Here is a 25,744-nt window from a genome sequence, read left to right as displayed (position 1 = left end):
CGAGGGAATGCCTTGCGTCTTCCGGGATGCTCTTTCCCCTGTTTTTCAACGGTTCCGATCCGGTGTGGCTTTGCCCCTGTTTCGGAACATCTCTGAACGCGGCCTGATGTCGGCCGCTGCCGGGAGAGGCAAGTCTTGGGTCAGCTTTATCTCAACAACGTCCGCAAGAACTATGGACATTTCGAAGTCATCAAGGGCGTTCAGCTCGACATCAGGGATGGCGAGTTCGTCGTTTTTGTTGGTCCTTCGGGATGCGGAAAGTCGACATTGCTGCGCATGATCGCCGGTCTTGAGGATATTTCCGGCGGCGACGTCGTCATCAATGGCGTAAAGGTCAATGACTTGCCGCCGGTCAAGCGCGGCATCGCCATGGTGTTCCAGTCCTATGCGCTATATCCGCACATGACGGTGTTTGAAAACATTGCTTTTCCGCTGCGCGTCGAGAAGATGGAAGAGGACAAGATCAAGCAGAAGGTCGAGGGTGTGGCCAAAATCCTCCAGCTCGACCAGCGTCTGCAGCAGCGCCCCGGCATGTTGTCCGGCGGCCAGCGCCAGCGCGTGGCGATCGGCCGCGCTATCGTTCGCGAGCCGAAAATATTTCTGTTCGATGAGCCGCTTTCCAACCTCGACGCTGCCCTTCGCGCTGACATGCGCATCGAACTCACCAATCTTCACCGGACGCTGAAGGCGACGATGATCTATGTCACCCACGACCAGGTGGAAGCCATGACCATGGCCGACCGTATCGTGGTGCTGAATGCCGGCGAAATCGCCCAGGTCGGCGCGCCGCTCGAGCTTTATCACAAGCCGGCTAATCTCTTCGTGGCAGGATTCATCGGCAACCCGAAAATGAATTTCCTGAAGGTCACCTGCAAATCCGTCAGCGCCGAGGGTGTGACTGTGGACTATGAGGGCCAGACGATCACCGTGCCGGTGGAGCCCCGTGCCGGTCTTGAAGGCGCGCAGCTGACGCTCGGCATCCGCCCGGAACATACCGGTCTCGAACCGGCCGACCTCAATGTCACGGTCGCACCCAGCGTGATCGAGCGGCTCGGGGTCAATACCATTGCTTATGGTGTCGCGCCGACGGGTGAGAATTATTGCGCGCTGCTTTCCGGCTCCGCACCTGTGGTCGTGGATGAGCCCATCGTCACCGGTATCAAGGCATCGGATTGCCATCTGTTTGACGAAAGCGGTATTGCGCTGGAGCGGCGCGTCGATCTTTCAGTCCTCAAGCTGATCCAATAAGGCGCAGGAGCCGGGCCATGTTATCTGTTTTTCCATGCCCGGCTGTTCCTGACGCGATCCGTCTCCGGCAGCATTCTCCTGCTCTTTCCAGACGAAAAAATAAAGCCGGGCTCGCGACCCGGCATGCAAAGCTTGTCAAGATGTCTTCTGCATCACGGCATGGGGTTGGGCATGTAGCCGGTGAAACCGCTGATCTTCCAGCGTCCCTGATGCAGCCGGCAATAATAGAGCGTCTGCCATTTCATGACGTCGAAGCTGCCATCGGCCTTGCGAAGCCCACCGTCGAACTTCTTGCGCACCAGCGCGGTCTCACCTTCCACTTCGATTTCTTCCAGCGTGGTGGTCGCAAAGATCGCATCGCGCGGGTCCTCTGCGAATTGCTGGGTTTGAAAATCCTGCGCCTGCCGCAGCCACTCGTCGCGATAGGCGCTGAGCGAAGGGAAGGACAGGCGCCAATTGTTTGGGTTCGCATCCCGGTTGGCGTTGATGCCGAGAAAGCCGTCCTCGACGAAGTCATTCGCGACCTTCGACCAGTCGGCGGCAAGGAACGCATCGATGTCACGCGTTACCAGCATCTCCCAGATGGAATGGCGGGCGATGTCTGTTCCGGGAAAAGGGTTTTTGAAGGGATCACGCATGGTTTTGGTCCATTGTTGAAATTATTTTCAAGATTTGGAGATTTCTCTGGTGTTGATTGTTGGCATATGCTCATCTCTCAATCAACAAAGAAAATAATTTTCAAATCAAAGGTGTGCGTGGTGTCGTCAGCAAGACGAAACATCCTAGAGTCATGCATCTATGCGGTTGACGGGCGCGCTTTCTTAGGGTGCATCGGAAACGGGGCCAAGCCTTAAGTTTTGGCGGAACGGAGACCGGTGAACATGGATATTTTTGCAAGAATACAGGAAGACAGGGGACAATTCTCGCAGTCTGAGCGACGGATTGCCGATATTCTGGTTTCGGACTTCGAATTCGCCGTCAATGCCTCGATCATCGAGCTGGCGGCCCGCGCCGAAGTGTCTCCGCCGACCGTGACGCGGTTCTGCCGTCGGCTGGGGTGCCAGAGCTTTTCGGATTTCAAGGTCAGCCTCGCCAAGACGGCCTATGTGGGTATCCGATATCTCACCTCCGAACCCTCCAGCACGGGACCCTCGGATGTTGCGGAAGAAGTGCTCGCCAAGGCGCAGGAAGCGCTTTTCCTGCTGCACAGGACGCTCGATCCAGCCCTTGCCGATGAAGCGGCGATCAGGATCGCCAATAGCGGCATGATCTATGCCTTCGGCGCGGGCGGCAATTCCTCGATGATCGCTTCGGAAATCCAGAACCGGTTGTTTCGTCTGGGGTTGCGCGTTTCGACCAGCGCCGATCACAGCATGCAGCTGATGATGACCGCCGCTGCGCGCAAGGAAGATGTCGTCATCGGCTCGTCCTTTTCCGGCCGCAACATGGAACTGGTGAAGTGTTTCAGGCTGGCGCGGGAAATGGGGGTAACTACCATTGCGCTCACCCAGAGCGACACGCCAGTCGCTGCGGCCGCAGACATGGTGGTGGCTGTCAATGTGCCCGAGGGAAACAATATCTTCCGCCCCACCTCATCGCGCTACGCCTATCTGGCCGCCGTCGATGTTCTGGCGACGCTTGCTGCCTATCATCAACGGCAACGATCGATGGTGACGTTACGTCACATCAAGCAGCAGCTCGTGGAACATCGCGACCCGGATGACAAGCAATTGCTCGGTGACTGAGGCGGGCTGACGAAAAACATAGGCTGCTTTGCCTGAGATCCGTTTTGTGGCGGGTCGGAAAGTTTCAAGGGAGTTTCAGGAGATGAAGGACAGGAAAGACCAGCTCGCCGTCGTTACCGGCGCGGCAGGTGATATTGGCCGGGCGATTGCCGCGGCGCTCGCTGAAAGCCATGCAAAGGTCGTGTTGGTGGATATCGACCCCGGCGCCCTTTCGAGCGCGCTATCGCTGCTTTCCGATCCCCGCTTCGTTGCGAAAACCTGCGATGTCACCGACCCACAGGACCTTGCAAGGCTGGCCGCCGAGGTCGCGGAGCTGGGCGATGTTGTAACCCTCGTCAACAATGCGGGCGCCGCAAGGGCGGTCAGCTTGCATGACACGACCGCCGATATATGGCGCAAGGACAATGCGCTCAATCTGGAAGCGCCGTTCCTCTGCTTCAGGGCTTTCGAAGAGGCGTTGAAGAAAACCCAGGGGTCCGTGGTTAATATCACCTCCGTCAATGGCATGGCGGTCTTCGGGCATCCGGCCTATAGCGCGGCAAAGGCCGGGCTGATCCATCTGACCAAGCTGATCGCCGTCGAATACGGCAAATTCGGCATTCGTGCCAACGCCGTGGCACCCGGCACCGTGCGCACGCAGGCGTGGGAGGCGCGGGCCGCCGCTAATCCTCAGGTCTTCGAAGAGGCAAAGCATTGGTATCCGCTGCAGCGCATCGTGAAACCTGAAGACGTGGCCAACGCCGTCGCCTTTCTGGCCGGCCCGCGGGCCGTCGCCATCAGCGGCGTGTGTTTGCCGGTCGATTGTGGTCTCACGGCAGGGCAGGCGCCGCTGGCCCGGACATTTTCGCAATCCGAACATTACTGACCAAAGCCCTCCGACGGGTTCAATGCGCAATACAGGGGAGCATCATGGCGCTCGCACAATATCGTCTTGAAAATTCTTGGCATCCGCTCGCAGAGTCCGCATCCGGCGGCTTCACCTTTACCCTCGTCAATCTGTCCGGCGCGCCGCTGAAGGACTTCCGCATCGTCTATACGTCGCTGACGCGGACGGTGGACAAGCCGGTATGCGGCAATGCCGTCTATCTGCGCCGCAACGCCAATTTCCATGAATTTGCACCGCCGCCGGGCTTTGTACTGGAGCCGGGCAAATCCTGGCGCTTCACCGTCGATGGCCTGCTGCGACCTGCAAGGCATCGCACCGACGGCGCGAAATCCGCCTATATCAGTCTTGCCGATGGCACACATCGCGCCGTTGATGTCGGTGACCTGATGCTGGATGGACGCCACAGCGAGCCAGCGCCGGCGCTGCTCCCGGAGGGCAAGCTCGATCTGCCCTTTTCGATCCAGCCATGGCCCGCTGAAATCGATGCAGAACCGGGCGAGGGTTTTCCCGTCGCGCTCTTCCCTGCGGAAGATGCGGGCGCCGAAGAAGTTCTTGCGGTGGAAACCGTGCTGTCGCTGTTCCGCAGGCTTTTTGCCGTCGGCCACGTGCCTTTCAGCCTTGCGCCGGTTCATGAGGGAAAACCGCTTTGCTTCAAGCGGCATAGCGGGCTGGAGGCGGAAGGTTATCGCCTCAGCTTTTCCAAAGAAGCGGTGGTTGTGGAATATTCGGCCGCTGCCGGTCTGCAATATGGTCTGACGGTTCTGGCGCAGCTGCTGCATGGCGCGCGCGTCGATCCCCAATTCCGCTTCCCGGTCTCCGGCACCATCGGCGATGCGCCGCGTTACAGCTGGCGCGGCTGCCATCTGGATGTTTCGCGGCAATTCTATCCGACAGGCGATGTCCTGCGGCTTATCGATATTCTCGCATGGCTGCGCATGAACCGCTTCCATTGGCACCTGACGGATGACGAGGCATGGCGGCTCGAAATCAAGGCCTATCCGCTGCTGACCACCGTCGGCGCCACACGCGGCCCGGATGCGCCGCTTCTGCCGCAGCTCGGTAACGGGGCTGAGCCGGTGTCGGGTTATTACACGCAGGATGAGGTGCGCATGGTCGTCGCGCATGCGGCGGCATTGAACGTCGAAATCGTGCCGGAAGTCGATATTCCGGGCCACAGCACGGCGGCTCTCGTGGCCTATCCGGAGCTAACGGATGGGCAGGAGGCGCCGGACAGCTACCGCTCTGTGCAGGGATATCCGAACAATGCGCTCAACCCTGCCATCGAGCCGACTTATGAATTCCTCGGCAAGATATTCGACGAGATGGTGGAGCTGTTCCCGTCGCGGCTGATCCATATTGGCGGCGATGAGGTTGCGGATGGGTCGTGGCTGGCCTCGCCGCTTGCCAAGGCGCTGATGGAAAAGGAGGGGCTGGATGGCACCTTCGGCATCCAGTCCTATTTCATGAAACGTATTCAGGGGATGCTGCATGAACGCGGCCGCCAGCTTGCCGGCTGGGACGAGGTTTCCCATGGTGGCGGTGTCGATCCCTCGGGAACCTTGCTGATGGCATGGCAGAAGCCGGAAGTGGGGCTTGAGCTGGCAAAGCAGGGTTATGACGTAGTGATGACACCGGGTCAGGCCTATTATCTCGACATGGTGCAGGATGAAGCCTGGCAGGAGCCGGGCGCCAGCTGGGCGGGTACGGTTCCGCCTTCGCATACCTACGCTTATGAGGCGGTCGGCGATTTCCCGGATGAATTGAAGGAGCGGATGAAGGGCGTTCAGGCCTGCATCTGGTCTGAACATTTCCTCAACCGCGCCTATTTCAACCATCTGGTCTTTCCCAGATTGCCGGCCATTGCCGAGGCGGCGTGGACACCGAAAGCGCAGAAGGACTGGCTGCGCTTCTCCGCCATCGTCCCGTTGAACCCGGTTTATTGAGGGGTAGGCGAGATGCGTATTGCCGTTGGTGGAATTCATACCGAATGCAGCACCTATTCCCCGGTGCTGATGGGCGAGCAGGATTTTCGCGTCTTTCGCGGCGCGGAACTGCTGGAGGCCGAGTATTTCAATTTCCTCGGTGAAGGAGAGGCGGACGTGTTGCCGCTTCTGCATGCGCGGGCGGTGCCGGGTGGTCCGGTGTCACGCGTGGCCTATGACGCTTTCAAGCGGGAGTTCCTCGAACGCCTGAAGGCGTTGTTGCCGCTGGACGGGCTTTATCTCGCCATGCACGGCGCGATGAATGTCGAAGGCATGGACGATGCGGAAAGGGACTGGATTTCCAGTGCCCGTGCCGTGGTCGGGCCGGATGTGATCGTTTCCGCCAGCTATGATTTGCATGGCAATGTCAGCCAGACGATTATCGATCAGTTGGATATCTTTGCCGGCTACCGAACCGCGCCGCATATCGACGTGCGCGAGACGATGGTGCGGGCATGGACGATGTTGCTCAAGGCTCTGAAGTCGGGAGAAAGACCCGGCGTGACCTGGGCGAAAATCCCTGTTCTGCTGCCGGGTGAAAAAACCTCCACGGAGGATGAGCCCGCCAAAAGCCTCTATGCCGTGCTGCCTGATTACGATGCGCGGTCCGGCATATGGGATGCGAATTTCATGATTGGCTACGTCTGGGCGGACGAACCCCGGGCGACGGCCTGCGCCGTGGTGACGGGAACGGACAAAGCGGCCGCACAGGCGGTTGCGGCCGAGATTGCGCAATCCTACTGGAATGCCCGGCAGGATTTTCGTTTCGGGCCTGTGACGGAGCCGCTCGACGCCATCATGGATATTGCGGAAAAGACGACCAGCCGACCGATCATTCTTGCCGACTCCGGCGACAACCCGACCGGTGGTGGGGTTGGCGATCGCGCCGATGTTCTGGCCGCGCTGATTGCGCGCAACTGGCAGGGTGCGCTGCTGGGCGGCATCACCGACAGGCCGGCGGTCGAAGCCTGTTTTGCGGCCGGCGAAGGTGCGAGCCTTTCCCTGAAGATCGGCGGCAGTCTCGATCCGCAGAGCCCGTCCGTGACCGTCGAGGCCCGCGTTGTGAAACTGGACGATCCAGGTGCTGCGGATCAGCGGCAGGCTGTGGTCGCCATCGGCGGCATCATGGTCATTCTGGCGGCGCGGCGCAGGCCTTATCACATGATTTCTGATTTCACCCGTCTCGGCTTTAATCCAAAGGAGGTGCGGTTGCTGGTCGTCAAGTCCGGTTATCTTTCGCCGGAGCTTGCGCCTATCGCCAATCCCAACCTCATGGCGCTGACGGAAGGGGTCATCAATCAGGATATCGAAAATCTTCCCAATCGCCGCCGGGACGGCGATTTTTACCCATGGAAGCCGCATTTCGATTATACCCCTCAGCCCATCCTTTCGGCCCGCTGGCGATGACAGCGGTTCGGTAGCTTTACCCAGCGATCCGGCGGTGCCGGATCATCTCAGGCGAATATCCATGCCGTCGGCTCTTTCCATCGTCATCAACAATCCGTCGATCCGTATCGGGGCGCTCACCATCCTGTTCTTCGGGTTTTCGAATGCGGCGACCGCCCCCTATCAGGCGGTCATCGGTATTCGCGAAATCGGGCTGAGCAACAGCGTCTATTCGCTGCTGATGCTGTTTGCTGCCGTCATCAATGTCAGCGCCAGCGTGTTGATGGGCATCGTCGCAGACAGGCTGGGTGAATATCGCAAGCCAATGCTCTATATCGCGCTCTTCGGCGTCAGCGGTTATCTGCTGGTCTATCTGGCCGGCAACGCTACCGCCTTCGTTGCCGCGAAGCTTGTGCTTCTGCCGATTTTCGGAGCGATGAATTCGTTGATCTTCGCCCATGTGCGCGCCGATGCGCGCAACCTTTCGACGGGTGAAATGATCGCGGTGAATTCGATCATGCGGGCAACCATCTCGCTTTCCTGGGTGCTGGTGCCGGGCATTGTCGGTGTTTTTCTGGTGAATTCCGGCAATATGCTGATGGCGTTCCTGTTTTCGGGCATCTGTGCGCTTGTCTGCTTTCTGCTTGTCGCCTTCTGCCTGCCGCGGGCCGCCACGCCGGCATCGGCAAATACTGAAGCGCGGTTTGGCCTGCGCGCCTCGCTTGCGGAAATCGGATCGCGGCGGGTGCTGCTCCGGATCATCGCCATCGCGCTCATCTGCTCGATGCTGCATCTCAATGATTCCGTGCGCTCGCTCATCATAACCGGACAGGCAAAGGGCACGGTGGCGGATATCGGCATTGTTGCGGGTATCGTCGCTGCGCTGGAAATCGTCTTCATTCTCCTGTGGGGCTGGATCGAGAAGAAGGTTCCGCAGACGCTGACACTTGCGACGGGAGCGGGGCTTTACGCCATCTATCTCATTCTGCAGGGGCTTGCTTCAGCGCCGTGGCATATCTACGCCCAAACGGTCATCAGTGCGCTGGGCGCCGCCGCGATCATCAGCATTCCAATTACCTACTTGCAGGAACTGATCGCGGACCGGCCGGGACTCGGAAGCTCGCTGATCGCCGTCAATATCTTCCTCGGTGCCGGTCTGGGTGCGTTGATTTTTGCCGTTGGAACCCTGGTTTCCAGCTATTCGGGGACTTCCATATTGGGGGCAATCGTGGGGCTGGGCGGCGTTTATATGCTTTACGCGCTTGATGGAAAGGGCCGCCGCAGGTAACGGCCACTCAAATGAAAGAGGTTACGATGATTCTCGAAATTTGCGTGGACGATGTCGCCGGTCTGGAAGCGGCAGTCAGCGGCGGGGCCGATCGCATCGAACTTTGCGCGGCTCTTTCCGGCGGCGGTGTGACGCCATCGGCGGGTTTCATGCAGCGTGCGGCGTCCTGCGGGTTGCCGGTGAGCGTCATGATCAGGCCGCGCGCCGGTGATTTCGTCTTCACGCGCGACGAAGCGGATGTGATGAAACGCGATATCGACGCGGCGCGTGCCGCCGGCCTTTCCGGCGTGGTGCTCGGCGCGTCGCGTGGCGATGGTTCGCTTGATGTTAGTTTGCTTGAAGAACTGCGTCGTCATGCCGACGGGCTGGATGTGACCCTGCACCGAGCTTTCGATGTCGTGCCTGACATGGAAGAGGCGCTGGAAGGGGCCATCGCATTGGGGTTCTCAAGAATTCTCACCTCAGGCGGGGCGCGTTCGGCGCTTGAAGGGATTGAGGCTCTGGCCCACCTGTCCGAGACGGCGGCAAGCCGGATCGTCATCATGCCCGGCGCCGGGGTGCGTCCGCAGAGCGTTCAGACATTGCTGGATCGCTTTCCGATAACGGAAATCCACGCATCCTGTTCCGCCGTTCCATCCTATGATCCGGACAGCAGGGTGGCGAAGCTCGGTTTCACCGGCGCAGGGCGCAAGGTTACCGATGAGGCGGCGGTTCGAGAGTTGAAGACGATCCTCACCGCTCATCATAAAGGCGGCGCAGCGCTCTAGCCGTTTCGGCCGCGCCATCGAGATCGAGCGTGATCGTGCCGGGCGCCGGTAGGGACAATGCCGTCTTGATGGCATCGGCCATCGCTTGCGCCGAAATATCCTTTTCCTCCAGCACATGCGCCAGCCCCAGCCGCGCCAACCGTTCGGCACGGGCGCTCTGTTCGGTTTCGCCCCCCGCTGCGAAGGGGATGAGAAGCGAGCGGCATTTAGCCTGAAGAATATCGCAGACGGTGTTGTAACCGGCCTGTGAAATTGAAAGCCGCGCGCCGGCGAGCAAACTTGCGAAATCCTTGCGGAAACGGAAGACGGACACATTGCCGGCCGCCTGCGCCGAGATTGCATCGAAGTCCGCCTGCGGCATGTTGGGACCGGTCACGAGGCACCAGTTCTTGATGCCATCAAGCAGAGGGGCGGCCTCCAAAGCAGCCCGTATGAGTGTGGCGCCGACTGCGCCGCCGCCCGCTGAAACTACGATTTCGAATTTTTCCGCCGGTTCCGGCGGCGGAAGGGGAGCGACGAGGCCGGTATAGACGATGCGCTGGCTGATTTCGCCAGCAAGTGGAAAGGTGTCTTCCAGCCGGGCGAAATCCGGATCGCCATGGACGAGCACCGCGTCGAAATGTTTCTTCACCAGAGACACGGTCTCTTCGTCCCTGCCGGGCTTGGTCTTTTCCTGCAGGATATCACGCAGTGATGTCATCACGAGCGGGCGCGGTTCGCTATCCTCGATCTCATCGAGAAGCGGCAACAATTCGAAGCGTACCTGCCTGCGGCCGAAAGGAAAAGCCTCGATGATGACGATATCGGGTTTGGCACCGTGATAGGCGCCGATCAGCATATCGGTCCTAAGCCTCCTGAAGTCGTCGTCCACCGGTTTTCCGGAACTGTCGACCAGGCCAGCAAAGCTGCCGTCGCTGACGGCGATGGGCGGCAATTCGACATGGCGGATACCCTCGCCCGGAAAGCCCGGAACAGGCGTGCCGCCCGTGACCAGCACGACATCGAAACCGTTCGCCTGAAGGGCGTTGGCAATGCGGCTGGCGCGGGCGATATGGCCGATGCCGAGAAGGTGCTGGACGTAGAAGAAAACGCAGGGGCGTTTTTCCGTATCGGTCATGGCGTTGTTTCCCACTCTTTCTCGAACAGGGCCTTCAGCTCGACAATGCTGGTGCGATGGTCGAAGGCGGTGCGCACACGGTTTTCGGCGGCGCTGCCAAGACGCTGGCGCAATTGCGGATCGGTGATGGCCATGCGCAGCGCCTCTGCGAAAGCAGCCGGATTTTCCGGTTCCGTCAGCAGGCCGTTTTGACCGCTGACGAAAAACTCCGGTATCCCGGAAATATTGGTGGAGATGCAGGTCAGCGCCTGGCTCGCGGCCTCGACCAGCACATTTGGCAGGCCGTCGCGGTCGCCATCGCTGGTGATGCGGCAGGCTAGAGCGAAGAGGTCCGCTTCGCGATAGTTCTCCAGCACCTGTTTCTGGTCCATGGCCCCGGTCCAGACGATCTTATCGGCGACGCCGAGTTCGTCTGCGAGTTTCTTCAGGGCGGCCAGTTCATCGCCGCCGCCGATATGGGTGAAGCGCCAATGCATATCCTGCGGCAGCGAGGCGAGCGCACGCAGGAGAATATCGATGCCCTTTTTCTTGACCGCCCGACCGACGCTCAAAATCCTCACCGGATCATCGGCGTTCGATCCGTCCCTTACCGGACGCGGTGTCTCGAAATGCGGGAAGCGGGTAAGATCCAGCCCGTGATAGCTCAGATGCACATTCTTCTTGGCCCCGGAAAGGGTCTGCAGATGCTGAAAACCGCCGGCGGTGCAGGTCACGGCCCAGCGTGCGCTTTGCAGCTTGGCGGCAAGGTCGCGGTCGTTCGAGGTCCAGATGTCCTTCGCGTGCGCCGAGATCGTCCAGGGCGTGCCTGTCATCAGATGGGTATAAGCAGCGACCGAGGCGGGCGTGTGGATGAAGTGAACGTGCAGCCATTCGGCATCGTCCGGCCATTCATGTGCGAGCACCGCGGCCTGCCCGAAACGGCGGAAGCGGTTGCGGCTGAGGTCATGCGGCAGGTCGCTGAAAAAGCGGCGAAGCGCTTTGGTGAAGCCCGGCTTTTTGCGGCAGGCCCATAGCGCCCTCAGAACGCGCAGCGGTTCCTCGTGCAAATACTCCGGCAAATAGGTAACGGGCGCGCGGATTTCATCGTGAACGGGGTGGCGCTTTTTATCCGTCGGACGGCGCATCGACATGAGTTCGAGCTTCAGCCCGGCCTTCTCCAGCCCCAGAAGTTCCTGGGCGATGAAAGTCTCGGACAGGCGCGGATAGCCCTTGAGGAGCACCACGATTTTTTTTGTATCGGTCACGTTGCGCGTGTCTCTTTTGAAGCGGTGTTTGTCGCGGAACCGGTCACGCGGAGAGCGTAATCGGCGCCTTATCGCTTTCGGGTGGCAGCCATTCGGCTATCCGGCGCGATATGTTTTCAAGACCGTCCAGCTTCAGCCCGCACGCATTGACGGAGGGCGGCGCGCGGTGCGGCAGGGCTTTCAGAGCCGCCGCCATTTTTGCCGGGTTTTCGGCATCTTCCGGCAGAAGCATGTCGAAAAGACCAAGCTCCGAGGCGCGGCTGGCGCGGATAAGCTGCTCTTCGCGCGGCACCGTGCGCGGTACGACGAGGGCGGGTTTGTCGAAGGACAATATCTCGCAGACGGTGTTGTATCCGCCCATGGAGACGACGGCCTGCGCGCCGGCAACGAGATCTTCCATGCGGTTGTCGAATTCGATGATTTCGATATGTGGAATGTCGGCAACACTGCTCATGAAGCGCTGGCGTTGATCCGCCGGCATATAGGGGCCGAGCACCACCAGCGCCTTGTGTGTCAGTTCGCTATCATGGCGATACGCGTTGATGACGTCGTCGATCAATTCGCTGCCATCGCCGCCCCCGCCCGTGGTGACGAGAAGATAATCGCCATCCGGCCGATGCGATACGGTTTCGGCCTGGGTCTTGGACCTTTGCAGAAACCCGACGAAATCCATCTTGTCGCGAACGGTGTCCGGAACGTCGAGCCCCGTCAGCGGATCGTGGAAATCGGGCGGGCCATAAATCCAGACGTGGTCATAGAACTGGCCGATCTTTGTCATGACATTATTGCGCTTCCACTCCGCCTCGAGCAGCTGCGGCGCATCCATGACGTCGCGCAGGCCGATGACGAGCTTGCTGCCCTGTCCCTTGAGATAGGCGAGTGTTTCCTCCACCTCGCCGCGCAGGCCCATGGGCTCCTTGTCGACGATGAAGATATCCGGCTGGAAGCTTTCGGCGGTGTGGTAGATGATGGAGCGACGCATCTTCAGTGTTTCCTGAAGATCGATATGCCTGTCCATGGACGTGTATTCGCCGTTGCGCAGCTTGATGACGCTAGGGATTTTCACGAAATCGACGCGGGCGCGGTAATCGAAAGCACCGGCAATCGTCGCGCCGGAAATGATGAGGACGTTGAGGCCGCGATAATCCTCCACCAGAGCATGCGCGATGGTGCGACACCGCCGCAGATGCCCGAGCCCGAAGGAATCGTGGCTGTACATGAGGATACGCGCGTCGTTCAAACGGGAGGTCATGGGCCACACCTCTTTTTGCCTTTCACAAAAAAGGCGATGGCGGAAGGGCAGTTTATCAAAGGGTGTTCCATTTTATCTGAAGGGATCCGCAGCATCACGTAGTCCGTCACCGAAGAAATTAAAGGCCAGAATGACGAGAACGACCGGGATCGTCGGGATGAGAAGCCATGGATATAGCGCAATGACGCTGACGCTGCGCGCCTCCGTGAGCAGAATTCCCCAACTTGTGATCGGTGGTCTGAGACCGAGGCCGAGGAAGCTCAGTGCGGTCTCGCCGAGAATCATGCCGGGTATCGTCAGAGTGGCCGATGCGATCAAGTGTGACATGAAGCCGGGAATGAGGTGTCTGCCGATGATGCGCGGCGTGCCGGCACCCATTAATTGTGCAGACAAAACATAGTCTTCTTCGCGAAGCGCCAGAAGTTTCGAGCGCACGGCGCGTGCAAGGCCCGTCCAGTCCAGCATGCCGAGAATGATGGTGATGCCGAGATAGACGAGGATGGGGCTCCAGGTCACCGGCATGATCGCGGCAAGCGCCAGCCACAGCGGAATGCTCGGGATGGATTGCAGAACCTCGATGATGCGCTGGACGATCAGGTCAAACGTGCCGCCGCGATAGCCCGCCAGACCGCCGATCACAATGCCGAGAACGAAGCTCATGGCGACGCCGAGAAGGCCGATGGTCAGCGAAATGCGCGCACCATAGATGATGCGCGACAGCACGTCACGCCCGAGACGATCCGTGCCGAGCAGGAACAATTCACCACCCTCCGCCGGGCAGACGAGATGGGTTCTGCCCTCGAACATGCCCCAGAAGCGATAGGTATCGCCTTTGCAGAAGAAACGCAGCGGCTGGATATCCGTCGGGACGTTCCGATAGATCCGTCTCAGATTGTCCATGTCGAGCGTCATTTCCCGACCGTAAACGAAGGGGCCGACAAATTTTCCATCATTGAACAGGTGAATGGCCTGCGGAGGGGCGTAGATATTTTCAATATTGCGGGTGTGGAGATTATAGGGCGCCAGAAACTCGCAGATCAGGATCGAAAGATAAAGCACCACCAGAAAGACGCCGGACCACACGGCGATCTTGTGCTGACGGAACTGCCACCACATGAGGCGCAGCTGCGAGGCCTTGCTGAAGGCGGCCATTCCAGATGTGTTGGGTTCGATCAGCGAAGGGTCGAAGGGCGCGGTTGAAACGTAATGGGGCAGCGCCTCGCCGGGGTTCGGAATGGATGAAGTCATTTGACGTTGCCACCTCCGAAGCGGATTCGCGGGTCAAGTATGGCAAGGGCGATATCCGATACCAGAACGCCGATCACCGTCAGGAATGCGAGGAACATCAGGAACGAACCGGCCAGATACATGTCCTGGCTCTGCAACGCCCTGATGAGCATGGGCCCCGTGGTTTCGAGCGACAGGACGACGGCGGTAATTTCCGCGCCGGAGATGATGGCGGGCAGGATCGATCCGATGTCCGAGATGAAGAAATTCAGCGCCATGCGCAGCGGATACTTGGTCAGCACCTTGAAGGGGTGCAGCCCCTTGGCGCGGGCGGTGACCACATATTGCTTCTGCAATTCATCGAGCAGATTGGCGCGCAGACGACGGATCATGCCGGCGGTGCCCGCTGTTCCGATGATGAGGACGGGAATCCAGATGTGTTCAAGGATCGATTTGAACTTCGCCCAGCTCATAGCCTGGTTCAGATATTCCCGGTCCATCAGATGGCCGATGGAGATGCCGAACCAGATATTGGCGAAATACATCAGGATCAGCGCCAGCATGAAGTTGGGAATGGCGATGCCGAGCAGGCCGAGGAAGGTCAGGCCATAATCGCCCCAGCTGTATTTATGGGTGGCGGAGTAGATGCCGATCGGGAAGGCGATAAGCCAGGTGACGATGATGGTGACGAAGGAGACGAGCACCGTCAGCCACAGGCGGTCTCCCACCACATCGCTGACCGGCAGCTGATATTCGAAGGAATAACCGAAGTCCCCAACCAGCATGCCTGTCGCCCAGCGGAAATAACGGATCGGGGCTGGCTGGTCGAAACCGTAGCGCACACGCAGTTCCTCGATTTCGGCAAGATTCGCCGTCTCGCCCATGGCGCGCAGCTCGGCGACATAGCTTTCGAAATAATCGCCCGGCGGTAGCTCGATGATGGTGAAAACCAGCATCGAGATCAGGATCAGCGTGGGGATCATCACGAGGACGCGCTTTAAAATATACCGCAGCATATCAGGCGTCTCCGTCATACCAGAAGCTATCCGGCATATAGACGCCGAGATAGGATGTGGGCTCGTAACCGAAAATCGCTTTTTCCGGCACGTTTCGCATGCGTTTGACGTGAACGACGGGTTGCAGCGCGCCGTTGACGATGCCGATGGAAAATACCTGCTGCGTATAAATCTCCAGCATTTCCAGCCAGATGGCCTCGCGCTCTTCCTCGGTGACGCTTCTGCGCCATTTTTTCAGCAGATCGAGCAGGTGCGCCGCCTCCGGCAGATCGGGCTCCTTGCCCTCGCGGCCGCCCGAAAGATAATGCACACCCCAGACCGGCCATTGCAGCTGGTCATCGCCGGTGGGGGCGAGGCCGGAAGGCAGCATGTCTGGTGTCGGAACACCGTTGTCCATGCCCATCCATACCGACATCAGCACTTCGCCGCCCATGGCGCGCTTGCGGAAGACATCGCGCTGGGTGGGGCGGACGGAAACCGCAATACCGATATGTCGCCAGTGATCCGTCACCAGTTCCATCACGTCGGTTTCGAGCGTGCTTTCGCCCGTCGTCTCGACGATAATATAGGCCGGACGACCATCCGGCAGAAGCCGAAGGCCGGCATCGTCGCGCTTGTCGAGACCTGCTTCGTCAAGCAGCCTGTTGGCCGCCGCCCGATCGAAAGCGCTCCAGGCATCCGCGAATTCCTGCCGGTAAAGCGTGCTTTCCGGCAGAACGGTATCGGCGCTTTCCTTTGCCAGCCCGTAAAAGCAGACCATGTTGATTTCGTGCCGGTTTATCGCGAGCGATAGCGCCCGGCGCACGCGCACGTCCTGAAAAGCGCTGCGCCAGACCGTGTCGGCGCAATTGAGATTGGGCAAAAGCGCGATGCGTGAGCCCTGAGAGCGCTTGTAGAGGTTTACCTTCAGGGGAAAGCGCTTTTCGGCATCCTTCAAGAAGGTGTAATCGGCGAAATCGAGGCCGAAGTATTGCAGATCGCTGTCGCCGGACGCCGTTTTGGCCGAGATGATATCGGATGAGGTGACGTTGAGCAGGAAGCGGTCGAGATAGGGCAGTTGCAGGCCGTTTTCGTCGACGCGGTGATAATAGGGATTGCGTTCGAACACGAATTGCTCGGCCGGCGGCGCGGTGGTGTTGCGCCAGGCGTCGAGAGTCGGCAGATCGGGATTTTCCGGACGAACCTGCCGCGACATCTTGATGTGCAGGCCGCTCCAGTCATCCGCCTTGTTTTTCTTGATCAGCTTGGCGAGCTTTTCCGGCGTCTGATATTTGACGTGGAACTGTTTCATATAGGCGGCGGGCAGGAACAGCCGCGCCGGTGAGGCCGCTGCGAGTTTCGCCAGAAAATCCGGATTGGGGCCATCCCAGGTGTAGCGCACCGTCTGCCGGTCGATGACTTCGATAAGCGGCGGCTTCTCGTTGACCAGAAGTTCGATCGGCGGGCCGCCCTTGTGGATTTCCCTGTTGAGCGCGACGTCCTCCCAGAAATAGCGGAAATCCTCGGAGGTGAAATCACTGCCGTCGGACCATTTGTGGCCTTCGCGCAGCTTGAAGGTGAAGATGCGTTCTTCCTGAACGTCGTAGCTTTCGAGAATATCCGGATGCAGCTCGAACTTCTCGTCATAACCGACAAGACGGGCATAGCTGCTGATCGGCATCAGGCGAATGTCGCGCTGGCCGCCAATGAGCATACGCACCGAGCCGCCATGTTTTCCCGGCTCGCGGCCAAGCGCTTTCATGTCGATGACGCGCGGGTTTTTCGGCAGGCGTTCAGCCACGTCGGGCAATTCGCCCTTTTCCCGTTTTTCCTTGAAATAGCCGGGGTCGGTATAGGCGGCCCGCGCATAGGCCGGCAGGAAGACTGAAGCCAGGAGGGCAAGGGTGGTGCGGCGCGTGATCAAGGGCGAAGCTCCCGGATATCGGCATTGCCGTTTGCAAGCACGAAATGGCCTTCGCCGAGATCGGCGGAAATCATGTGGCCATTACCCTCGTCGCGGAACTGTTTGCCCCAGTCGAATTTGCCCGTCGCGCTGATCTTGCCTATGGTGCGGAAATCGAGCGGACGGTCGAGATCGGGGAAAGGCACGGCCGCCAGCAGGGATTTGGTATAGGGATGGACCGGAGAGCGCATCAGGATTTCGCGCGGTGCCAGTTCCACGATGCGGCCTTCGCACATCACCGCCACGCGGTCGGCCATATAGTCCACCACCGCGAGATTGTGCGAAATGAAGAGATATGTCAGCCCGAGATCCTGCTGCAAATCCTTCAGAAGATTGAGGATTTGCGCCTGTACGGAGACATCGAGGGCGGAAACGGGTTCGTCGCAGATGAGAAGTTCGGGACCGAGCGCCAATGCCCTGGCGATGCCGATACGCTGCCTCTGTCCGCCCGAGAAACTGTGGGGATAACGGTTGAGCGCGCTTTCTCCCAGCCCGATGGCCCTGACGAGACCGCGAACTTTCTCCGCGCGGTATTTCGCGTCACCCCGCCCATGGATTTCCAGCGGTTCGCTCAGGATGTTGCCCACGGTCATGCGCGGAGACAGCGAGGATATCGGGTCCTGAAAGACCATCTGTATCTTCGACCGCAGCTCTTTCAGGTCTCCATCCCTGGCATTGAGGACATCGATGTCGCCCTCAGGCCGGTGAAAGGTCACCGAACCTTCATCCGGGCGAACGGCGCGCATGAGGATTTTGCTGACTGTAGTTTTGCCGCTGCCGCTTTCGCCGACCAGTCCGAGACATTCGCCACGTCGGATTTCGAAGCTGACGCTGTCGACAGCCTTGGTGGCGTTAGCGGCGCCTTTGCTGAACCAGCTCGATTTACGGGTAGTGAAGGTCCTGCTGATATTGTTCACGGTCAGGAGCGGGCCGGGAGTTTTATTGACTGCGGCCGTCTTTTTGCCGACGAGGCTTTCGTGGTCGATGTTGATTTCGCGCAGCGCCTTCAGCCTTTCGCCGGGCTTCATGTCGAAATGGGGCACGGCTGCCATCAGGCCCTTGAGATAGGGATGGGCCGGCGCCCTGAAAATGTCGTCAACGGTTCCGGCCTCCATGATCTCGCCCTGATAGATCACGGCGACCTCATCGGCGATGTTCGCCACCACGCCGAGATCGTGGGTGATGAGCAGCATGCTCATATTCAGGCGGCTCTGGAGGTCATGCAGCAGCTTGAGGATTTGTGCCTGTATCGTCACATCCAGCGCCGTTGTCGGCTCGTCGGCGATCAGAAGTGCGGGACGACAGATCAGCGCCATGGCGATCATGGCGCGCTGGCGCATGCCGCCTGACAGCTCGAAGGGATACATGTTCACGACCTTCTTGGGTTTGGAAAACCCCACAAGATCGAGCGTTTCATGCATTTTTTCCGCACGTTCGGCCGGCGACAGGATGCTGTGAATCCTGAGCGCCTCGTCGATCTGATTGCCGATGGTGTGCAGCGGCGAGAAAGACGTCATCGGCTCCTGAAAGATCAGGCCGATGCGATTTCCGCGTATCGAACGGATTTCCCGGCCGTCCTTCGGCAATTGTAGCAGATCGACAGGGCCGGCCGCGGCATTTTCCGGATCGGTGAATAGCACGCGTCCATTCACACGCGCCGTCTTGGGATGGATGCCCATGATGGTCTGGCCGATGACGGATTTTCCCGAACCGGACTCGCCGACGAGCGCTGTGACTTTCCCCGGAAGAATGCGAAGGCTTGTGCCCCTGACGGCATCGATGGTGCCGCCCATGAGAGAAAACGAGACCTGCAGATTTTCAATACGGAGCAAATCTGCGCCTGCGCTCATGCCAAAGGGTTCCTTGCCGTCTCTTTATCGTTGCGTTGTGACAATTTGCTTAGGAGGGCTTAAATCAACGTTATCGCAGGGTTTGTTGTCTGTCTATGCCTCTGAAACATCGAATTGTTTAGCAAATTCGAAGCCGGCTTCCGAAACACGACGGCTTGCCTGACGCCTTTTGTTTGGCGATATGTTAACGTGCGTTTCTGGATGAGGGTCCATGTCCGACAAGAAATATTACGACGCCCAGCTGGATAAAGCCCGGCAGTTGCAAAATGGCGGCCAGTATGCGGAAGCCAATGCGCTTCTCTTATCGCTGGTTGCAGCAAAGGACAGCCACCTGATGGGTGAGCGGACGGTGCTCGGCCTGCCGCGCCGCTTGCATGCGGCAAGGCTGCGCCTCGCCAAGGCCGAGGGCGATGTGATCACCAAGATCGGTTATCAATATACGCTGGTGCCGCCGCCGCAGGTGCTGGAGAAATATGCGCGGTTTTCCACGCAAGACCGTCGCGCGATCAGCGTCAAAAGCCGTGAAGATGTACCAAGGCTCATCCACCAGATATGGATCGGGGAGAAAGCTCCGCCGGTCTCGGTTGAGGCATGGGCCGCCCACGCTTCGAACCATGGTTACGAGTATCGGCTCTGGCGGGAGGCCGATCTTGAGCGGGAAGGTGTGTTTTCCAACGGCGTCTTCAAAACCATGCTGGACAAGGGCGATTATCCGGGCGCGGTGGATGTGGCCCGTTATATGCTGCTGGAGCGGTTTGGCGGTATCTATCTCGATTGCGACTGGTATCCGGCACGGGACGATGTGAGTTTCGATACATTCCTGCCTCTGACGGGGCTGACGGCGTTTGACGAAAAAACCCCGCGGGACACGGGGCGGGGCAGCATGCTGCTTGCCAATTCCTTCATAGCAGCGCCTGCCGGACATCCTGTTTTCAGCAGGATGCTGGAAGCCTTTCCCGGAATTATCGAAGACATGCCACGAGCGCCCGCCTGGTGGTCGACCGGTCCCTTGATCTTCACCATCATCGCCCGGGCGGGGAGCATCAGCCTCGCGCCGGCGGGGTTCGTTGCCGTGTCCCTTCCCGATCGCGCCCCATTTGAGACGGTGGAAGCGGTCAGGCGGGAACTTTCCACTGAGGCGAGCGGGTTGCTGATCGCCTGGAAATCATGGTGAGATTTCGTCGATGAGGTCTCTTGAAGAGCGCCAGCGGGCGGCGGGATGATCGGTGGTTACCTCGAAAAGCCGTCTCAGAAAGCGCCAGACATTGTCATCATGGACGAGATGGTGGGTAAGGATGCCGGTCGTGCCGCCGTTTTCGGCGGTCATCAGGATGCGGGCGGCGGTTTCCGCAAAGAGCACGTCGTCGTCGCGCACACCGCGGCTGCCGCGCCAGTCGATCACATCGACATGGGTGTTCAGGCAGGGCGGCAGGGTGCTTTTCTCCGGGCCGAAAACGGATAGGGCGCGATATCCGAGGCCCGCGAGTGCCTTCACGATACCGGCATCTATGCGGTTCCACGGCGGCACGAGCATCGGCACTAAACGCCCGCCATGCAGGTCGTGGAGTTTATCCAGTCCGGATTGCAATTCATCGAGAACGACAGCGGGATCGCGATGCGATCCGAGTTCCTGTTTCTTTTCCTTCTCGCTGGCATAATTCGTATGGGACCAGCCATGCACGGCGACCTGAGCAATGTCCGACACATCCAGATGCCGTGCGAGCTTATCGGTCGTCATCTCGGGAATGACCGCGAGCGTGACCGGAGCGGAAAAGCCGCTGCAAAGATCCAGCAACGTGTCGAGCGCGGGCGTCGGCTCCACCGCATCGTCGTCCCGGAGCCAGAGATCGGCGGATATGCCGCGCCGCCCGCATTCGTCGAGTGCCGCAACGAGTTTTTCCAGACTCATGATGTTCGCGCCTTTGCTTGCAGCAGTATATGGTTCAGTTCTTTTGCGGCGTTTTCCAGAGACCGTTCATTCCCGACGAACTGCCGGGCCGCCTGCGCCAGTTCTTCGCGCTGTGTGTCGTCGCCGAGCAGAGTTTTAATCGCGTCGGCATAGGCGGCTCTATCATTTTCTGGTGTCAGTAATCCTGTGGCGCCGGATTTTACCACTTCGGGGACGCCAGCCACTTCTTCGGCCACAACGGGCAGGCCGGCAGCCTGCGCCTCGAGATAGGCGAGACCATAGGCCTCGCCATGGCCCGGCCAGACATAGAGAGAGGCTTTTGAAAGAAGCATGGCGATCTCGGTCGCGGTTTTTTCCCCGTGCCAGACGAGACGGCGATTGGGAAACGCGCTGAACATGGCCTGCACGGCCGTGCGTTCCGGTCCGTCGCCGACGATATCCAGCGTCCAGTCGACATCCTGCGGCAACAGGGCGAGCGCTTCGGAAAGGGCGCGGTAGCTGTCGAGCTTGTCACCCGCCCGCATCATGGCGACGGTGATGAGCCTTGCAGGTGTCGGCTTGGGCGTGTTCTTGAGAAAAGCCCCGGCGTCGATAAAGGGCGGCAGCATGGCCCAGCGAAGGGCGGGCGAGGCCCGCACGAGGCCTTCACGATCCCGCGCTGTGAAGCAGATATTGATGGCGGCGGCGTTCAATGCGGCCAGCAACCCATCCTGAACCGCCTGCCATCCCATCCCATTTCGCTTCGGCGAGTAGGACGCTTCGGCGGTGACATAGGGGATGCTAAAACGTCTGCCCAGTTCCGGTCCAAGCAAGTCCGGCGCCTTGTAATAGGGGTGGTAACAAAACCAGAGATCCGGCACGCCCTCCCGCTCCCAGCGCCGCATGATGACCTCGACTTCCCGCTCGGCCTCATCGGCGAGCAAGGCTCTTGCCGGGGCATCCGCCTGTTTCAGAAAACTGCGCAGTTCCGAGGCGACGGAAACATCGTGACCGCCAATCGTCATCGCTTTCATCAACAGGCGAGCCATCAGCCGGTCGCCGGAGGGAACGGGATGGTTGGGAGATTTGAACGGCGCATAAAAGGCGATCTTCATGGCGATGGTTGTGCGTTGCCAGCGGCTCGCGCGTCAACCGGAATTTGAAAGGCCCGAGCCTTGACAGGTCCGTCATTCTTGCCCAACTGAAAGACATCTTTTGCACATGCGCGGAGCGTGACACGCTTTGACTTCCCCAGACATCTCCCGGAACCTGCTTTCCAGTATTGAAAACAAAAGCGCCAAAGCGGGGGTGATCGGCCTCGGCTATGTCGGTCTGCCGCTTGCCATGACGATCGCCAGGGGCGGTTTCAAGGTTGTCGGTTTCGATATCGATCCCGGCAAAATTACCGCGATCGAGGCCGGGCGCAGCTATATCGAGGCCGTTTCCGATGAGGTGCTGGCGAGTGTGAGACAGGATGAAGGTTTTGTCGCCACCTCGGATTTCTCCAGGCTGGCCGAATGCGATGTCATCGCCATCTGCGTGCCCACGCCCCTGACGAAATATCGCGAGCCGGACCTTTCTTATGTCGAAAAGACCTGCCGCGATATTGCCGCCCATCTGCGCAAGGGACAGCTCGTGGTTCTGGAATCGACCACCTATCCCGGCACGACTGACGGGGTGGTGAAGACCATTCTGGAAAGTACCGGGCTTGTCTCCGGCGTCGATTTCTTCATCGGCTTTTCACCTGAACGGGAAGATCCCGGCAATCGCGATTTCGAGACCTCGACCATTCCAAAGGTTGTCGCTGGCGATGGCGAGGCGGCCGGAAAGCTGATGGCCGCATTTTACGGTTCGGTGGTCAAAAAGATCGTCCCCGTCTCGACAAACGCTACGGCCGAGGCGGTAAAAATTACCGAAAACGTCTTCCGTGCCGTCAATATCGCACTGGTCAACGAACTCAAGGTCGTCTACGAGGCAATGGGTATCGACATCTGGGAAGTGATCGATGCGGCGAAGACCAAGCCGTTCGGTTTCATGCCGTTTTATCCCGGTCCGGGTCTCGGCGGCCATTGCATACCGATCGACCCGTTCTATCTCACCTGGAAATCGCGCGAATATGAATTGCCGACGCGATTCATCGAGCTGGCCGGAGAGATCAATACCGGCATGCCGCGTCATGTCATCGGGCGGGTCGCGGAGGCGCTCGATATTCATTCCGGTAAGGCGCTCAGCCGTTCGAAGGTGCTGGTCGTCGGCCTCGCCTATAAAAAGAATGTGCCTGACATTCGCGAAAGCCCATCGCTGAAGCTCATCGAGATTATTCAGGAGCGTGGCGGCGAAGCGGCCTATTTCGACCCCTTTGTTGCAGAAATCCCGAAAACCCGGGAGTATAGCCATCTGATGGGCATGAAATCCGTGCCGTGGGAAAGGGAGGCGATCGGCGCTTTCGACGCCGTTCTCGTTGCGACCGACCATGACAACGTCGATTATGCCGCTCTAAGCGAATGGGCGCCGCTTATCATTGACACGCGAAATGTTTTCGCGCGGCGGGATATGGCTGCAAAACACATCATCAAGGCCTGATAACATGAGCAGACTCGATAGTTTCATCCGCCGGCTGACCGCGCAGCGGGATATCCTCAACCATGTCGCAGCGGATCTCGATCTGCCGGGTGAAGGCGCGCTTATGGAAATTGGTCTTGGCAACGGGCGCACTTTCAATCATCTGCGGGAGCTGTTTCCCAACCGCCGCATCGTCGCTTTCGACAGGGCCATGGGTGCGCACGCTTCCTCCGTTCCGGCGCAGGAAGATCTGGTGATCGGTGAAATATCGCAAACCGCTCCAGCTTTCATCGGCAAGGAAGCGGCGTTCGTGCATGCCGATATCGGCACGGGTTATCCGGAAAAGGATGCCGTCACCCTCACATGGTTGCCCGATCTTGCGGCGGGCATGCTGGCGAAAGGCGGTCTCGCGGTCAGCGGCCTGCCTCTGGATCATCCCATGCTGAAGCCTTTGCCGGTGCCGGCAAGCGTACCGACGGACCGTTATTTTCTCTATCGCAAGATTTGAGATCGGACGGCCCAACGAGTGTGTCGGCGCTTTTTCATAAATAGCGCTCGCTCTCTTCTTTCGAGAGCAGGAAGACTTTCATTTGCGAGTTGCGGCCGCGGATGGCGATTTCTTCGCTTCTGAGATCGGCAATCTCCTGTCCCGCCTGAATGATGGCCGGTTCGGAAACAACGATGGCTGCGCCGAATTCCTTGGCCTTGGATTCGAGCCTGCTTGCCACGTTGACGGTATCGCCGATGGCTGTGAGGGTTTTGGCCGCGCCATATCCCATGACGCCAACGATGCTAGGACCGGAATGAATGCCGACGACGACTTCCAGGCGGACGGCGAATTGTTTCTCCAGCCCCTCGTTCAGGGTTGCGATATCCCGCAATATGGTCGCGGCCGCCTTCATGGCTTTGCGGCAGGCATGTTCCGCGTCCTCGCCAAGTCCGAAAAGCGCCATGGCGCCATCGCCGATGAATTTGTCGAGATGGCCTCCCGCCTGCTCTACGGCCTGGCCGACGATGGTGAAATAGCGATTGAGAAGGAAGACGACATCATAGGGCAGCTTCGCTTCGGAAAGCGTGGTGAAGTTGCGCAGATCGCAAAAGAGGATGGCGATTTCTTCTTCCCGGCCGGGGCGAGCCGGTTGTGCATCGGCCGGCAGGTCGCTCTGCTGGGGCGGCGAAACCAGAAGCGCGATATCAATATCGCTGGCGGGTCGTAGCTGGCAGCCGAGCCGGACATCGGAATCGGCATGGATGCGCCTTAATGTGGTTTGCTCGATGTCTCCCGGTGGCGGTAGCGGGCCTTTGCTGTTCAGAACCTTGACCCGGCAGGTTGAGCAGCGTCCTTTGCCGCCGCAGACGGAGTAATGCGGAATTCCGGCAAGGCGGCTCGCTTCCAGAATGCTGAGACCGGCCGGTACATGCGCCTGCGCGCCATGTTCATAGCGGATTTCTATCGCCGTCAATCGTTGCCGAAAGCTGCGTACGCCACGCATGGCGAAGGCCAGCATCACCGCGCCGACGAACAGCGTCTCCGCTGTGCCCGTGATGAAACGGATCCGTGTTTCCATTTCCCGCTGCAGCGACAGCTCGTCCTTTTGAATCGTATTGTCGACAAGTCCGGGCGGAAGCGCGTATTTTTTGTCTATTTCCGCCAGCCATCGACCGGCATCGCTGAAGCCCAGCAGCGCCAAAAGCGGCAGCATCACGGCCACCGTCATAAACAGCCCGGCTATTCGCGGATACCAGTCCCGGTAACGCAGCCAGAAATAGAGGCCAATGCATCCGTGGACCCAGATCACGATCAAGGCCAGGCTTTGCCAGGCGCCCTGTATCGGGTTGTTGATCCACAGCCTGCGGATGACCGAGTAATAACCGACGTCGATGCCATAAAGCATGTGTGACACGCGGATATTGACGGCGTGGCCGATGATCAGGAACGGGATCGACAGACCGAAGATGACCTGAAGTGCTTCGCGGAGCGGCATGCGCAGTGTTCTGCGCAAATAAAGCGAGCGTAAAACAAGACAGACATGCAGCACAACCGAACCATAAAAAAGCAGGCTGCTGACGGGATTGAGCCAGATCAGGCTGAACCATTTTCGCGCCCGTTCGGCGGTATCGATGGAGATGAGTGCGAGAGAGTGATTGAAAAGGTGGGAAAATACGAAAGCAAATATGATGAGGCCGGATAAAATCCGGGCGCGTCTCAAATTGGTCTCCGAAAAGAAACGGATCATGCAAATCCCATCATGTGGTCATTCGGCGCAGAATCATCATGTCGTAAGTGGTGGCACCCTTATTGCAGGCCGTCTCGTGGCAATATCGTGGAGCAATCGATCGGGAA

At 59.2% G+C, this 25,744-nt stretch carries 21 protein-coding genes; 10 read left to right on the top strand and 11 right to left on the bottom strand.

Annotation, left to right across the window (positions count from 1 at the left end; genetic code table 11):
- The first annotated feature begins 135 nt into the window (after nucleotides 1–135).
- Nucleotides 136–1,248, top strand: a complete 1,113-nt coding sequence (gene ugpC, locus AGR1_RS13355) for a sn-glycerol-3-phosphate ABC transporter ATP-binding protein UgpC (protein WP_080792536.1) — start codon at nucleotides 136–138, stop codon at nucleotides 1,246–1,248.
- Between the two features lie 152 nt (nucleotides 1,249–1,400).
- Here ugpC and AGR1_RS13350 read toward each other — a convergent pair whose 3' ends face one another.
- On the bottom strand, nucleotides 1,401–1,886 hold the full coding sequence (locus AGR1_RS13350; protein WP_080792539.1) for a hypothetical protein: 486 nt from the start codon (nucleotides 1,884–1,886) through the stop codon (nucleotides 1,401–1,403).
- A gap of 243 nt (nucleotides 1,887–2,129) precedes the next feature.
- On the opposite strand from AGR1_RS13350, the gene AGR1_RS13345 reads away from it, so the two are divergent.
- From AGR1_RS13345 to AGR1_RS13320, 6 genes are all read left to right on the top strand, one after another.
- Nucleotides 2,130–2,993 carry a MurR/RpiR family transcriptional regulator gene (locus AGR1_RS13345; RefSeq protein ID WP_080792542.1) on the top strand — a complete coding sequence of 288 codons (864 nt, stop codon included), beginning with the start codon at nucleotides 2,130–2,132 and terminating at the stop codon, nucleotides 2,991–2,993.
- Between the two features lie 82 nt (nucleotides 2,994–3,075).
- Nucleotides 3,076–3,858: an SDR family oxidoreductase gene (locus AGR1_RS13340; protein WP_080792545.1), complete on the top strand. Its 783-nt coding sequence runs from the start codon at nucleotides 3,076–3,078 to the stop codon at nucleotides 3,856–3,858.
- A 44-nt stretch (nucleotides 3,859–3,902) separates the two neighbouring features.
- On the top strand, nucleotides 3,903–5,822 hold the full coding sequence (locus tag AGR1_RS13335; RefSeq protein ID WP_080792547.1) for a beta-N-acetylhexosaminidase: 1,920 nt from the start codon (nucleotides 3,903–3,905) through the stop codon (nucleotides 5,820–5,822).
- A gap of 12 nt (nucleotides 5,823–5,834) precedes the next feature.
- Nucleotides 5,835–7,268 (top strand): M81 family metallopeptidase, encoded by a 1,434-nt coding sequence (locus AGR1_RS13330; RefSeq protein WP_149147103.1) that lies wholly within the window; start codon nucleotides 5,835–5,837, stop codon nucleotides 7,266–7,268.
- 61 nt (nucleotides 7,269–7,329) lie between these two features.
- Entirely contained in the window at nucleotides 7,330–8,535 is a 1,206-nt protein-coding gene (locus AGR1_RS13325; RefSeq protein ID WP_149147102.1) for an MFS transporter, read from the top strand.
- A gap of 26 nt (nucleotides 8,536–8,561) precedes the next feature.
- The gene (locus AGR1_RS13320; protein WP_149147101.1) at nucleotides 8,562–9,302 is read left to right on the top strand and encodes a copper homeostasis protein CutC; all 741 of its coding nucleotides are present in this window, start codon (nucleotides 8,562–8,564) and stop codon (nucleotides 9,300–9,302) included.
- On the opposite strand, the gene AGR1_RS13315 is transcribed toward AGR1_RS13320, so the two are convergent.
- The 7 genes from AGR1_RS13315 to AGR1_RS13285 form a co-directional block, all read right to left on the bottom strand.
- Nucleotides 9,268–10,419, bottom strand: a complete 1,152-nt coding sequence (locus AGR1_RS13315) for a glycosyltransferase family protein (protein WP_149147100.1) — start codon at nucleotides 10,417–10,419, stop codon at nucleotides 9,268–9,270. The genes AGR1_RS13320 and AGR1_RS13315 overlap by 35 nt on opposite strands.
- Nucleotides 10,416–11,663, bottom strand: a complete 1,248-nt coding sequence (locus tag AGR1_RS13310) for a glycosyltransferase (RefSeq protein WP_187772136.1) — start codon at nucleotides 11,661–11,663, stop codon at nucleotides 10,416–10,418. Before AGR1_RS13310 ends, AGR1_RS13315 begins: the two co-directional genes overlap by 4 nt.
- A 43-nt stretch (nucleotides 11,664–11,706) precedes the next feature.
- Complete coding sequence (locus tag AGR1_RS13305) at nucleotides 11,707–12,915, bottom strand: glycosyltransferase family protein (protein WP_149147099.1); 1,209 nt, start codon at nucleotides 12,913–12,915, stop codon at nucleotides 11,707–11,709.
- A gap of 72 nt (nucleotides 12,916–12,987) precedes the next feature.
- On the bottom strand, nucleotides 12,988–14,163 hold the full coding sequence (locus AGR1_RS13300) for an ABC transporter permease (protein WP_149147098.1): 1,176 nt from the start codon (nucleotides 14,161–14,163) through the stop codon (nucleotides 12,988–12,990).
- On the bottom strand, nucleotides 14,160–15,158 hold the full coding sequence (locus AGR1_RS13295; RefSeq protein ID WP_080792567.1) for an ABC transporter permease: 999 nt from the start codon (nucleotides 15,156–15,158) through the stop codon (nucleotides 14,160–14,162). Before AGR1_RS13295 ends, AGR1_RS13300 begins: the two co-directional genes overlap by 4 nt.
- A gap of 1 nt (nucleotide 15,159) precedes the next feature.
- Nucleotides 15,160–17,061 carry an ABC transporter substrate-binding protein gene (locus AGR1_RS13290; protein WP_149147097.1) on the bottom strand — a complete coding sequence of 634 codons (1,902 nt, stop codon included), beginning with the start codon at nucleotides 17,059–17,061 and terminating at the stop codon, nucleotides 15,160–15,162.
- A complete protein-coding gene (locus AGR1_RS13285; RefSeq protein WP_080792570.1) occupies nucleotides 17,058–18,950 on the bottom strand; it encodes an ABC transporter ATP-binding protein in 1,893 nt (630 codons plus the stop codon). The genes AGR1_RS13290 and AGR1_RS13285 overlap by 4 nt, the downstream gene beginning before the upstream one ends.
- A gap of 211 nt (nucleotides 18,951–19,161) precedes the next feature.
- Here AGR1_RS13285 and AGR1_RS13280 point away from each other — a divergent pair, with 211 nt between their 5' ends.
- On the top strand, nucleotides 19,162–20,124 hold the full coding sequence (locus AGR1_RS13280; RefSeq protein WP_162927491.1) for a glycosyltransferase: 963 nt from the start codon (nucleotides 19,162–19,164) through the stop codon (nucleotides 20,122–20,124).
- Here AGR1_RS13280 and AGR1_RS13275 read toward each other — a convergent pair.
- Together AGR1_RS13275 and AGR1_RS13270 are read right to left on the bottom strand one after the other, a co-directional pair.
- Nucleotides 20,116–20,859, bottom strand: coding sequence for a polysaccharide deacetylase family protein (locus tag AGR1_RS13275; RefSeq protein ID WP_149147096.1), 744 nt, complete (start codon nucleotides 20,857–20,859; stop codon nucleotides 20,116–20,118). The genes AGR1_RS13280 and AGR1_RS13275 overlap by 9 nt on opposite strands.
- A complete protein-coding gene (locus tag AGR1_RS13270; RefSeq protein WP_149147095.1) occupies nucleotides 20,856–21,953 on the bottom strand; it encodes a glycosyltransferase family 4 protein in 1,098 nt (365 codons plus the stop codon). The genes AGR1_RS13275 and AGR1_RS13270 overlap by 4 nt, the downstream gene beginning before the upstream one ends.
- 127 nt (nucleotides 21,954–22,080) lie before the next feature.
- On the opposite strand from AGR1_RS13270, the gene AGR1_RS13265 reads away from it, so the two are divergent.
- Both AGR1_RS13265 and AGR1_RS13260 read left to right on the top strand, forming a co-directional pair.
- Nucleotides 22,081–23,421, top strand: coding sequence for a nucleotide sugar dehydrogenase (locus tag AGR1_RS13265; RefSeq protein WP_187772135.1), 1,341 nt, complete (start codon nucleotides 22,081–22,083; stop codon nucleotides 23,419–23,421).
- 4 nt (nucleotides 23,422–23,425) lie between these two features.
- Nucleotides 23,426–23,908 carry a class I SAM-dependent methyltransferase gene (locus tag AGR1_RS13260; protein WP_080792582.1) on the top strand — a complete coding sequence of 161 codons (483 nt, stop codon included), beginning with the start codon at nucleotides 23,426–23,428 and terminating at the stop codon, nucleotides 23,906–23,908.
- 34 nt (nucleotides 23,909–23,942) lie between these two features.
- Here the strand turns inward: AGR1_RS13260 and AGR1_RS13255 are convergent, their stop codons facing one another.
- The gene (locus AGR1_RS13255) at nucleotides 23,943–25,637 is read right to left on the bottom strand and encodes an adenylate/guanylate cyclase domain-containing protein (RefSeq protein WP_149147094.1); all 1,695 of its coding nucleotides are present in this window, start codon (nucleotides 25,635–25,637) and stop codon (nucleotides 23,943–23,945) included.
- Nucleotides 25,638–25,744 lie beyond the last annotated feature (107 nt).

It is taken from the genome of Agrobacterium sp. B1(2019) (genome assembly GCF_008274755.1).
Classification (GTDB): Bacteria; Pseudomonadota; Alphaproteobacteria; order Rhizobiales; family Rhizobiaceae; genus Agrobacterium; species Agrobacterium salinitolerans.
The sequence above is the reverse complement of the archived record's forward strand: the minus strand, read 5'-3'. Positions and strand labels throughout refer to the sequence as shown.